This window comes from Streptomyces sp. NPDC046915 (genome assembly GCF_040644935.1).
In the GTDB taxonomy this organism is placed as follows: domain Bacteria; phylum Actinomycetota; class Actinomycetes; order Streptomycetales; family Streptomycetaceae; genus Streptomyces.
The window spans coordinates 116,530-128,636 of the sequence record NZ_JBEYXB010000006.1 but is presented as its reverse complement, the minus strand read 5'-3'; the positions used below and the strand labels follow the sequence as shown (position 1 = coordinate 128,636).

Annotated in this window: 9 protein-coding genes; 1 reads left to right on the top strand and 8 read right to left on the bottom strand. The window is 73.1% G+C overall.

What is annotated here, in order from left to right; translation table 11 throughout:
- Nucleotides 1-39 precede the first annotated feature (39 nt).
- Nucleotides 40-387: a DUF6204 family protein gene (locus tag ABZ915_RS17155; protein WP_361802797.1), complete on the top strand. Its 348-nt coding sequence runs from the start codon at nt 40-42 to the stop codon at nt 385-387.
- On the opposite strand, the gene ABZ915_RS17150 is transcribed toward ABZ915_RS17155, so the two are convergent.
- The 8 genes from ABZ915_RS17150 to ABZ915_RS17115 form a co-directional block, all read right to left on the bottom strand.
- On the bottom strand, nt 365-910 hold the full coding sequence (locus ABZ915_RS17150; protein WP_361802794.1) for a GNAT family N-acetyltransferase: 546 nt from the start codon (nt 908-910) through the stop codon (nt 365-367). The two genes, ABZ915_RS17155 and ABZ915_RS17150, sit on opposite strands and share 23 nt — an antisense overlap.
- A 60-nt stretch (nt 911-970) precedes the next feature.
- Nucleotides 971-1,897, bottom strand: coding sequence for an LD-carboxypeptidase (locus ABZ915_RS17145; RefSeq protein WP_361802791.1), 927 nt, complete (start codon nt 1,895-1,897; stop codon nt 971-973).
- Nucleotides 1,894-3,858, bottom strand: a complete 1,965-nt coding sequence (locus tag ABZ915_RS17140) for a prolyl oligopeptidase family serine peptidase (RefSeq protein WP_361802788.1) — start codon at nt 3,856-3,858, stop codon at nt 1,894-1,896. The genes ABZ915_RS17145 and ABZ915_RS17140 overlap by 4 nt, the downstream gene beginning before the upstream one ends.
- A gap of 3 nt (nt 3,859-3,861) precedes the next feature.
- A complete protein-coding gene (locus tag ABZ915_RS17135; protein WP_361802785.1) occupies nt 3,862-5,166 on the bottom strand; it encodes a M20/M25/M40 family metallo-hydrolase in 1,305 nt (434 codons plus the stop codon).
- A complete protein-coding gene (locus ABZ915_RS17130; RefSeq protein WP_361802782.1) occupies nt 5,159-5,992 on the bottom strand; it encodes a M55 family metallopeptidase in 834 nt (277 codons plus the stop codon). The genes ABZ915_RS17135 and ABZ915_RS17130 overlap by 8 nt, the downstream gene beginning before the upstream one ends.
- A 78-nt stretch (nt 5,993-6,070) precedes the next feature.
- A complete protein-coding gene (locus ABZ915_RS17125) occupies nt 6,071-6,802 on the bottom strand; it encodes a class I SAM-dependent methyltransferase (protein ID WP_361802779.1) in 732 nt (243 codons plus the stop codon).
- Between the two features lie 143 nt (nt 6,803-6,945).
- Nucleotides 6,946-9,447 carry a SpoIIE family protein phosphatase gene (locus tag ABZ915_RS17120; RefSeq protein WP_361802776.1) on the bottom strand — a complete coding sequence of 834 codons (2,502 nt, stop codon included), beginning with the start codon at nt 9,445-9,447 and terminating at the stop codon, nt 6,946-6,948.
- A 182-nt stretch (nt 9,448-9,629) separates the two neighbouring features.
- Complete coding sequence (locus ABZ915_RS17115; RefSeq protein ID WP_361802773.1) at nt 9,630-12,020, bottom strand: MFS transporter; 2,391 nt, start codon at nt 12,018-12,020, stop codon at nt 9,630-9,632.
- Between the last annotated feature and the right edge of the window lie 87 nt (nt 12,021-12,107).

Below are 12,107 nucleotides of genomic sequence, written 5' to 3'. Positions count from 1 at the left end.
GCATACACGCGACACGTATACGAAGGGACACGACGGCGGATGAGCGAGCAGCACACCTACCGGGTCATCGTCCGGGGCACCTGGGACGGGCTGACCGAGGAGTCGCGGGCGCGGCTGCTGGCGGAGGCCGCCGAGCACGGGATGACGAGCATGCGGTTCACCGAGGAGGGCTCGCTGTCGTACGAGCCGTCGCCGCTCAAGCACTTCTCCATGCGGTACGTGGTGGTCTCGGACGCGGCGGACGGCGAGGAGATGGCGGCGGCGATCGCCGAGGACCGGGCGGAGACCGCGCTGCGCGGTCTCGGCCACGGCTTCACCGGGCTGCGGTCGACCGTCACGGACCTCGACACCATGAAGGTCAACTTCAAGCCCGCATCTCGGCGGTGATCGCCCACCGTTCGTGATCCCGCCAGGCCCCGTCGATGTAGATCATGTTCGGTGAGAAGCCCTCCAGGCGGAAGCCGGCGCCGCGGGCGAGGGCGATGGACGCGGTGTTGCCCGGCTGCGCGTTGATCTCCAGCCGGTGCAGCCGCATCGGCCCGAACGCGTGGCCCACCACCAGGTCGAGGCCCTCGCGCATCAGCCCGCGCCCGGCGGCGTGGGCGAAGACGCCGTAGCCGAGGGCGCCGCACTGGAAGCCGCCGCCGACGATGTTGTTGATGTTGATGAAGCCGGCGATGGCCCCGTCGTCCTTCTCGCAGACCAGGAATCCGGCCTTCGTCGGGTCCTCGATCAGCCGCCCCGCGTACGCCTCGTACGCCTCTTCGCTGCTCGGCGGGAACAGCCAGGGTTGGTGCAGGTCCTTGCTCTCCCGGGCGCGGGCGGAGAACTCCGGAGCGTCCTCGTAGGTGAAGTGCCGTATCCCCACGCGGGGGCCTTCGGCGAGATATCGGGACACGGCATGGGGCATCCCGTCAGCCTACGACGCCCTCGGCCCGGCGTCCCGTGGACACGGGGAACCCGCGCGCGGTCAGCGCAGCGCGGGTTCGTCGAGCGTCAACGTGCCTGCGTCCGCGTCGAGTTCGGCGACGAGTCCGAACGGGATCGTCAGCGCCCCCTCGCAGTGGCCGAAGCCGAACTCCTCCACGACGGGGACGCCACCGAGGGCGCCGAGCCGGTCGGCGAGCAGGGCGCGCACCCTCTCGGGGCTCTCGCACCGCTCCCAGGACCCGAGCAGCACCCCGTGCACCCCGTCGAGCCAGCCGGCACGCAGCAGCTGGGTGAGGTAGCGGTCGAGGCGGTACGTCTCCTCGCCCACGTCCTCCAGGCACAGCAGCCCGCCGCGCGCCGAGGGCCGGGCGTGCGGGGTGCCGCGCTCCGCGGCGAGCAGGCACAGGCAGCCGCCGAGGGTGACGCCCCGGGCCCGGCCGGGGACCAGGGCGCGGCCACCGGAGCGGATCGTGCGGACGGTCTCCGGGGCGAAGAGGGTGGCCTTCAGATGCTCCTGGGCCCGCGTGTTCTTGATGAAGTCGACGCCGGCCGCCATCGGGCCGTGCAGCGTGGCGAGCCCCAGCCGGGTGGCGAAGGCCTCGTGCAGTGCGGTGATGTCGCTGAAGCCGACGAACACCTTCGGTCCGGCCGCCCGCATCGCCTCCCAGTCGAGCAGGTCGGCGATCCGCTGGACCCCGTATCCGCCCCGGGCGCACAGCACCGCGTCGACGGCCGGGTCGCACCAGGCGTTCTGGAGGTCGGCGGCGCGGTCCGCGTCCGTGCCCGCCAGGTAGCCGAGCTCCGGGTGCCGGTCGAGGACGTGCGGCGCGAGAACCGGGTCGAGGTCCCAGCCGCGCAGCACGTCCAGCCCGGCCTGGAGCCGTTCCTCGGGCACCGGGCCGCTGGGGGCGACGACGGCCACCCGCGCCCCGGGGGCGAGGCGTGCGGGACGGGCCAGCTGCTTCATGTGACGAGCTCCAGGGTCGGGACACCGGCCGGGTGCAGGCCGAACACCTGAGCGTACAGAGACAGCTCCGCCTCCAGCGCCCTGACCAGCGTCTGAGCCCGCCGGAAGCCGTGCCCCTCGCCCTCGAAGGCGAGGTAGGCGTGGGGCACGCCGCGTCCCCGGATCCGGGCGAGGAGGCGTTCGCACTGGGCGGGCGGGCAGATGACGTCGTCCAGGCCCTGGAGCAGCAGGAAGGGAGCGGTGATCTTGTCGGCGTGCTCGGCCGGTGACCGTTCGGCGTACCGTGCGGGCACCTCGGCGAGCGGTCCGACCAGGGTCTCCAGGTAGCGCGACTCGAAGTCGTGAGTCTCCCCCGATGCCCAGGTCGTGAGGTCGAGGACGGGGTAGACGATGGTGCCGCAGGCGTAGACGCCGGTGGTGGTCAGCGAGGCGGCGGCGGTCCAGCCGCCGGCGCTGCCGCCGCGGATCGCGAGCCGGTCGCGGTCGGCGGTGCCCTCGTCGGCGAGGGCGAGGGCGACGGCCGCGCAGTCCTCGACGTCGACCACGCCCCACTGCTCGCGCAGCCGGTCCCGGTACGCGCGGCCGTATCCGGTCGAGCCGCCGTAGTCGACCTCGGCGACGCCGATGCCGCGCGAGGTGAAGTAGGCGATGCCCAGGTCGAGCACGAGCGGTGCCCGGCTCGTGGGGCCGCCGTGCGCCCACACGATGTACGGCGGCAGTTCGCCGCCGGGGGCGACGCAGCCGGGGTGGTGGGGCGGGTAGATGTGGGCGTGCACCTCGCGGCCGTCGGGGCCGGTGAAGGTGCGGATCTGCGGTTCGGGGTAGTGGGCGGGGTCCACGCAGTCGCTGTGCGGGGCGCCGATCACCCGGGCGTGGCCCGTCCGGGCGTCCAGTTCGACGACTTCGTAGGCGCTGCGCGGGCTGGCTCCGACGGCCGTCACCCGGTCCCCGCGGACCGCGAGGGTGGGCGCGAACTCGGTCCAGGGGCCGGCCGCGTCGACGACCTCACCGGTCTCGGGATCCAGTATCCCGAGTGCGGTCGACCCGCGGCCGTGGACGACGGCGATCAGCCCGCTCGCCAGCGGCGCGAACCAGCGCTGCCCCAGTTTCCACAGCGGGCCGGCGAACTCCTCCTCGCGGGGGCACAGCGGGTCACCGTCGCGGTACAGGTTCCACCAGCCGCTGCGGTCGCTCGCATACAGCAGACCGCCGTCCGTCGACCATTCGCACTGCGCGACGGACTCCTCCGGCCCACCGGCCACCGTGCGTACGGTGTGCAGCGTGCCGTCGGTACCGACCTCGGCGCGCAGCAGCTCCGTACCGTCCCACGGCATCCGCGGATGGTCCCAGGCCAGCCAGGCGGCATGCCGTCCGTCGGGCGACAGCCGCGGCCCGGTCACGAACCGGTGCCGTTCGCCGGTGAGTTCACGGACCGCGTCCCGGTCCTCGGCGGCGGAACCGTCGAGCGGCACGGCGGCCGGCACGCGGCGCACGTCGCCGGATCCCTCCCCGGTGAACTCCTCCAGGACGCACCAGACTTCGCCCCGCTCCGGCAGCAACTGGGGATCGGCCCAGCGCAGTCCGCCGCCCAACGGCGACACCGGGGTCAGCGGGCGGGGCTCGGCGCCGGGTTCGTACCGGTAGAGGCGCTGGTCGGCGAAGTGGGTGAACACCACGAGGGGTTGTCCGTCGTCGAGCGCTCCGGCCCACGGCTGTCCACCGTATTCGATCACCCGGCTGCGCACGTTCCACGGTGCGGGCAGCACCGACTCCTCACGGCCGTCCGCCCGCCGTCTCATCAGCGTGCGGCGGCCGCCTTCGCCGGGCCGGGGCTCCGTCCACCAGGTCTCGTCGCCGACACAGCCGACCCAGTCGGGCTGCCCGTCGTGGGCGGCGGCCAGTGCCGCGTCGATGGGCGAGGGCCAGGAACCGTAGGCGAGCGTCCGCACACCGTCCCCCATCACCTAGGCCGACCGCAGGAAGCGGTCGAGGACGCGGACGCCGAAGTGGAGGGCTTCGACGGGGACCCGCTCGTCGACGCCGTGGAACAGCGCCTGGTAGTCGAGGCCCTCGGGGAGCTTCAGCGGCGCGAATCCGTAGCCGGTGATGCCCAGCCGTGAGAACTGCTTGGCGTCCGTGCCGCCGGACATGCAGTACGGCACCACGTGCCCGTCGGGCGCGAACTCCTCGACGGCGGCCCGCATCCGGGCGTAGGTCGGGGAGTCCACCGGCGCCTGGAGGGCGACTTCGCGATGGTGGAACTCCCAGTCCACGTCCGGCCCGGTCAGCCGGTCGAGGGTGGCGCGGAACTCGTCCTCGCCGCCGAACAGATAGCGGCCGTCGACGTAGGCGACCGCCTCGCCCGGAATCACGTTGACCTTGTAACCGGCCTCCAGGACCGTCGGGTTGGCGCTGTTGCGGACGGTGGCCTCCACGAGCTTCGCGGCCGTGCCGAGCTTCTCCAGCAGCAGGTCCACGTCGTCCAGGCCCGCGTCGAGGCCGTACAGGGCGGCGAGTTCGGTGAGGGCGGCGCGTACGGTCGGGGTCATCCGCAGCGGCCACTCGTGCTCGCCGATCCGGGTGACGGCGGCGGCGAGCCGGGTCACCGCGTTCTCCTCGTTGACCTTGGAGCCGTGTCCGGCGCGTCCCCGGGCGGTGAGTTTCAGCCAGGCGGTGCCGCGCTCGCCGGCGGCGATGGGGTACAACTGCCGTCCGCCGCCGTCGTGGAAGGTGAACGCACCCGACTCGCCGACTGCCTCCGTACAGCCCTCGAACAGCCCGGGGTGCCGGTCGGCGAGGAACCCGGCGCCGTCCTCGGCGCTGGCCTCCTCGTCGGCGGTGAAGGCCACCACGAGGTCCCGCCGGGGCCGTACGCCCTCCCGGGCCCAGGAGCGCAGCACGGCGAGGATCATCGCGTCCATGTTCTTCATGTCGACGGCCCCGCGTCCCCACACGACACCGTCGCCGACCTCGCCGGAGAAGGGGTGGACGCGCCAGTCGCGGGCCTCGGCGGGCACCACGTCCAGGTGACCGTGGACGAGCAGCGCGTCGGCGGACGGGTCGGTGCCCTCGATCCGGGCGACGACGTTCGTCCGCCCAGGGGTCCGTTCCAGCAGCACCGGCTCCAGCCCCGCCCCGGCCAGTTGCTCGGCCGCGTACTCGGCGGCCGGGCGTTCCCGGCAGTCGCCGCCGCCCCGGTTGGTGGTGTCGATCCGGATCAGGTCGGAGGTGAACCGGACGACCTCGTCCAGTGCCTGTTCGTCAGCCATACTGCTCCTCCACCGCGGCCGAGACGATCGTGGTGACCGCCTTGAAGGTACGGATCCCCTCGTACATGGTGTCGCTGGTGTACGCCACCTTCCGCTCCCCGATCCGGTCCACGCCCGGTACGACGGTCGCGGCGGGGGCGAGGTGCTCGGCGTCGAACTCCAGGGTGATGGTGAACGGGCCGCCGTGCACGGGTTTCCGACGGACCGCCAGGGAGGCTGCCTCTTTCGCGGCGGCGCGGATGTCCGCGGCGGTCCTGGCGGGTGTGCGGCACACGGCCGCGTACCGCGACACATGGTCCTTGACGGCGACCTTGAGCGCCTCGGGCGCGTACCCGAGCGCGTCCTCGCAGGCCACGTCGTCGCCGGTGACGAGGACGACGGGTACCCCGAACTCGGCGACGACGTGCGCGTTGAGCAGGCCCTCGCTGGCCCGCTCGCCGTTCAGCCACACCCCGGTGACGGAGTTGGCCAGGTAGGTGTGGGCGAGGACGCCCTCCATGCCGGCGCCCGCGTGGTAGCCGACGAACGCGATGCCGTCGACGTCACCGTGCTGCACGCCCTCGACCATGGACAGCGACTTGTGCCGCCCGGTGAGCATCTCCACCCGCTCGTCGAGCTGTTCGAGGAGCAGGTTGCGCATGGTCCAGTGGGCCTCGTTGACGAGTACGTGCTCCGCGCCGCCGTCGAAGAAGCCGAGCGCGGCGGCGGCCACGTCCGAGGTGAACATCGCGCGGCAGCGTTCCCACTGCGGTGTCCCCGGCAGGACGTCGGCCGGCCAGGTGACCCCCGTGGCGCCTTCCATGTCGGCACTGATGAGGATCTTCATACGACGTCACGCTACGCGTCGCGGAACCCCCGGGCCAGGACCGGACACGCCTTGGTGCGCGGCTCCGGCGTGCGGCGCTCAGCCGGCCGTGCCCTCGCGGGCGAGGACGAACCAGCGTGCGGGGAGATCGATGAGGGTGCCGTCCGCCATGCACTCGGTCTGCGGCAGGGTCGTTTCGCCGTCGGCGAGGATCTTCAGTCCCGCCGCGGTCAGCAGCTTCGGGATCTCCTCGTCGTCGGCGTCGGCGGGCTTGAGCCCGTGCTGGAAGACCCTGCGCAGTTTGGGCGGCGGGCCGTCCGGGTCGGCGGAGGCGCGGCGCAGGACCTGCCGGGAGCCGGAGGTGAGTTCGACGACGAACGCCCGCCCCTGGGAGCCGATGATCTCGGCGACCGCGGCGGCCACCGAGGCGCGGGCTTCCGGTTCGCTCTGGTGGATGACGGCGCGCATGTAGACGTGGCTGTCGCCGAGACGGGTGTGCAGGGCGCGGACGGCCTCGGTGTCGGTCAGGTCGAGTTGCTGGAACTCGGCGGTGTCGCCGTCCTCGGCGCGGCGGGCGTGTTCGATGGCGGCGTGCGAGAGGTCGACGCCCACGGCGCGGGCGAACCGGGTGGCGAGGTAGCGCGTCTGGGTGCCGTTGCCGCAGCCGAGGTCGACGATGGTGCGTGTGGTGTCCGCGTACGGCAGGAGCAGCTCGCTGTGCGGTGCGGCGCTCTGTGACGGATCGGCGTCCCAGATGGCCGCGCCCCGTCCGTCGGACGTTTCCCGCCAGTAACTCTCCCAGTTGTCGCGGTAGTTCTCCGAGACCTTCATGCGAGCTCCCCAGGTCGGTTCCGTGATCGGAGTATCGCGGTCACGGGGTACCGGGCAAGGGGCGGGGGTCACCTTTCACCAGATGTTCGAGCCGGCGCACACCGGGGGTACGCGCGGGCGAATCGTGCGCCCCTGGCGTCGCGTCAGCCTCGGCGGCGGGGTGGTGTCAGTGCCTGTTCGAACCACACCGTCTTGCGGTGCCCGGCGGCGCTGGCACCCCATTCGCGGGCCAGGCGGCTGACCACGCGCAGGCCGCGGCCGGACTCGTCGTGGGTGCCGGCGCCGAGCAGGGTGGGAAGGGCCGGTTCGTCGTCGGTGACCTCGCACAGCAGCGCGTCGGTGCGGACCATTCGCAGGCCGATCCGGTCACCGTCCCCGTGTTGCACGGCGTTGGTGACGACCTCGCTGACCAGCAGTTCCGCGGTGTCCGCCGCGTCGGCGAGACCCCATTCGAGCAGCCGGCCGCGGATGAGCCTGCGGGCGCGGGCCACCTCGCGCGGGTCGCGGGCCAGGTGCCATTCGGCGACGTGGCCGGCGGGGACGCCGTTCAGGCGGGCCATGAGCAGCGCGACGTCGTCCTTGCGTCCGCCGCGTGTGTTGAGGGCGCGGATGATGGTGTCGCAGGCGTCGTCCATGGAGGCCGCGGGGTGCGCGGCGGACTCGCAGAGCGCGGCGAGGCCGTCGCCGATGTCGGCTCCGCGTACCTCGACCAGGCCGTCCGTGCACAGCACCAGCCGGTCGCCGGGCGAGACCCGGACGACGGTGGACTCGAAGGGGACGCCGCCCACGCCGATGGGGGCACCGGTCGGCAGGTCGAGCAGTTCGCTGCGGCCGTCCTCGGCGCGCACCAGGACGGGCGGGATGTGCCCGGCGTTGGCGAGGTGCACCTCGCCGCGGATCGGGTCGTACACGGCGTACAGGCAGGTGGCGAGGTAGTTCTCGCCGAGCCGGCGGGCCAGGTCGTCGAGGTTGCGCAGGAGTTGGGCGGGCGGGGTCTCCATGGTGGCCATGGTCTGTACGGCCGTGCGCAACTGGCCCATCATGGCGGCCGAGTTCAGTCCGTGTCCCATGACGTCGCCGACGACGAGGGCGGTGCGTGAGCCGGGCAGCTTGATGGTGTCGAACCAGTCGCCGCCGATCCGGCCGAGCCGGGTGCCGGGCAGATAGCGGGTGGCGACGTCGCAGCCGGCCATGCGCGGGGCGACCTGGGGCAGCATGCTGTCCTGGAGGGTGTCGGCGACGTTCTCCTGGTAGGTGTACATGCGGGCGTTGTCGAGTACGAGGCCTGCGCGGGCGGCGAGTTCGGCGCCCGTGGTGCGGTCCATGTCGTCGAAGGCCGGGCGGTCGGGGCGGCGCATCAGCACCATGAAGCCGAGGACGACGTTGCGTGCCTTGAGCGGCACGATCAGCAGGGAGCGGGCGGTGATGAGCGGCCGGAGGTCGCGTTTCTCGAACTCGCCGGAGATACGGCCCGAGAGTTCCTCGGTGACCCTGGGGATCAGGACCGGTTCGCCCGTGACCATGCACTTGTAGAACGGGGTGTGCTCGGGGAAGGCGAAGGTCTCGCCGACCGGCACGGTGTCGTCCCAGCGGCCGGGTTCGTCGTTGTGCTCGACCCAGACGCGGTGCATCACGGTGTGCGCGTCCGGCGGGCCGTCCGGGAAGCCCTCGCCCGCGAGGACGGCGGCGCGCAGGTGGGTGCCGGCGAAGTCGGCGAAGCGCGGCACGGCGGCGCTGGTGACCTCCCGGATGGTCTCGCCGAGGTCGAGCGAGGAGCCGATGCCGGAGCTGACCTCGTTGAGGAATTCCAGCCGTTCGCGGACGGCCGCGTACTCCAGCTCGTGCTCGGCGCCGACGGGGACGGGGACGACGGCCACCGGCCGTCCCTGCGGGGTGGTCCCGGTCTCGACCGGGCGGCGTCCCGCGCGGCGCGGCACTCCCCAGTCGGGGGTCACGGGCACCCGGTCGTACTGGCTGAACTCCAGCACCGGATAGCCCAGTTCGAGGACCTGGGAGACGATGCGGCCGCTGAGGCCGGGGCCCATGTTGGGCAGGATCTCGGGCAGCCGCCGGGCCAGTTCGCCGGAGGCGGGGAGTTCGGTGTGGCGGGTGAAGCCGGGCGCGATGCGTTCGGCGGTCTCGTCGTCGTAGCCGCGCTCCAGGTGCAGCCGGGTGGCGTCGGCGGCGAGCACCAGGAGGCGGGCGGGGCCGGGGCCGACGAGTGGGTAGGCCCACCACAGGATGTCGAGGCGTTCTCCGCCGGCTTCCGGCCGCGCGGGCCGGTCGGGGTGGTGTCCGGAGAGCCGGGCGCGGCCCGCAGTCGGGTAGGCGGTCCGGCCGCCGAGCGAGGCTTCGAGGTCGGGGCCCAGCCCGTCGTACGCCTCGTAGGGGCCGTAGTCGTCCAGCGGTGGTTCGGTCTCGGGGCCGTCGGGCAGGGCGCCGGAGACGGGCAGCAGGTCGGGGGCGGGCCGGCCGACGGCGTCCTCCCGTTCCACGCCGAACAGCCGCCGGGCGCCCATGCTCCAGTGCGACACCAGTCCGTCGCGGTCGACGACGACCACGGCGAGCGGAATCCGGCCGGCCCCGGCAGGCCACTGCGCGGCGCCGTCCCCGGAGTCTGCGCCCACTTCCGTGCCACGGTCCATCGCCCCGACCCTCTCTCCCCCTGGACTGCGCGGGCTCCCCGTCGGCACCGCACGATCCACGTCATGATCTGTGCCGCCTACTCCACGGTACGGCCGCCGCACGACGCGTGTGCGGCAATTGGTGAATTGCCGTGCGCGACGCCCCGGCGCACGCTATGCACCGGTACGGGCAGTCGGAGATGTCAGTCCTCGTGGCCCAGTTGGAGGTCCCGTTCCGTCCTGCCGCCGCCCGCCACCTGGAGCACGGTGGCCACGGGCGGGTATCCGGCCGCGATGACGGTGTACTCGCCGGAGGAGAGGTCGACGAACCGGAACGCTCCGTCTCCGCCCGTGGTGAGCGTGTCGACGACGTTGCCGGCGGCGTCGAGCAGGGTGACGCGGGCGTCCTCGACAGGGCGTCCGCCGCCGGCCCGGACGGTGCCGCGCAGCAGGGCGCCGCCGGCGAGTTCGACGTCCTGGCGGGTCTCCCGGGAGGCCTGGACGGTGACGGGGAGCGCGGCGGGCCGGAAGGCGGGCGCGCTGGCGGCGAGGGTGTACTCGCCGGCCACGAGTTCGGTGATGTCGTAGCCGCCCTCGCGCCCGCTGCGGGTGCTCGCGACGACCTCGCCGTGCACGTTGGTGAGGGTGACGGTGGCGTCCCGTACGGGGCTGCCGTCGGCGGTGAGCACCGCGCCGGCGAGGCGTCCGGCGCCGCCGAGGACGACGTCGAGTTCGACGGGGCGTTCGCCGACGGTGAGGGAGACGGCCTGGGGCTGGTGGCCGCCCGCGGCGGCGATCAGTACGTACGAGCCCGAGCCGGGCGTGGCCAGCGCGTACCGTCCGTCCTCACCGCTGGCGCCCCGGCCGACCTGCTGTCCGGCGACGTCGATCAGGGTGAGTGCCGCGCGGGGCACCACGGTCCCGTCGAGGTGCTGCACCGTGCCGCAGACCGGGATCGAGGCGGTGTACGGCGAACGGGCGTGCGGGATCGGGGCGGTCACCGGCGCGGTCTCCTGGTCGGTGGCGGAGGCGTTGTGGGACACCAGTGGTTTCTCCTTGAGGAAGAAGGCGAGCAGCAGGCCGAGGACGAGCACCGGGACCAGGTAGAGGAAGATCCGGGGCATCGCGTCGGCGTAGGCGGCGACGCAGGCGTCGCGCAGCGCGGGCGGCAGCGCGTGCACGAGCCGCGGGGTGAGCGACTCCGGGTCGGGGAGGCGGGCACCCGCGCGCGGGGGGAGGCGCCGGTGCAGGGCGCCGGTGAGCCGGTCGGTGAGGAGGGTGCCGAAGACGGCGGCGCCGACGCAGCCGCCGATCTGCCGGAAGTAGTTGTTGGCGCTGGTGGCGGTACCGAGGTCGGCGGGGCGCGCCGAGTTCTGCACGGCGAGGACGAGGACGGGCATCACCATGCCGACGCCCGCGCCGAGGACGGCCATCCAGATGCTGTAGTGCAGCCGGGGCGTGTCGGTCTGGAGCCGGGACAGCAGCCACATGCCGGCCACGGAGAGGGCGCCGCCGAGCACGGGGTAGACCTTGTAGCGGCCGGTGCGGCTGATGAGCTGCCCGGCGACGACGGAGGCGCCGACGATGCCGCCCATCATGGGCAGCATGAGCAGGCCGGACTCGGTGGCGGAGGCGCCGTAGACCATCTGGAGGAAGGTCGGCAGGTAGCTGGCGGCGCCGAACAGTGCGACGCCGACGACCAGTCCGATCAGGCCGGTGACGGTGAAGACGGAGTCGCGGAACAGCCGCGGCGGGATGAGGGGTTCGGCCGCGCGGTGCTCGGCGAGGACGAAGAGGGCGGTGGCCGCCGCCGCGCCGGCGCCGAGACCGAGGACGACGCGTGACTCCCAGGCGTACTCGGTGCCGCCCCAGCTGGTCAGCAGCACCAGGCAGGTGGAGGCCGCCGTGAGCAGCAGTGTGCCGAGCAGGTCGAAACGGCCCCGGGCGGGCGGCTTGGGCAGTTTGAGGACGGCGGTGACGACGGCCAGGGTGAGCAGGCCGAAGGGCACGTTGACGTAGAAGCACCAGCGCCAGGAGAGGTGGTCGGTGAAGTAGCCGCCGAGCAGGGGTCCGGCGACGGAGGCGAGGCCGAAGGCGGCGCCGATCAGGCCGAGGAAGCGGCCGCGCCGGCGGGGCGGCACGATGTCCGCGATGATCGCCTGCACGCCGGTCATGAGTCCGCCGGCGCCGACGCCCTGCACGGCGCGGAAGGCGATCAGCTGGTCCATGGTCTGCGCCCGCCCGGCGAGGGCGGAGCCGACGACGAAGACGAGGATCGCGCACTGGAAGACGCCCTTGCGGCCGAGGAGGTCGCCGAGCTTGCCGTAGACGGGCAGGCCCACGGTGGAGGTGAGCAGATAGGCGGTGATCGCCCAGGACATGCGGTCCAGGCCGTGCAGTTCGCCGACGATCCTCGGCAGCGCGGTGGCGACGATCATCTGCTCCAGGGCGGCGAGGAGCAGGGCGAGCATCAGCCCGGCGAAGATCAGCCGCACCCGGCGGGGGCTGAGTCCGGTGGCCGGTGCGGACGGTGGGGCGGATGGCCGGTCGGGTGCCACGGCCGGCTCGTCCTGCACCAGAATCGTCCCGCCCACGTGCCGCTCCCCTCGTCGCGCTGCCGCACGATTCCCCGCGTAACCACTCATCGGGGACAACTACGAGCAAGCGCGACGAGTTACGGC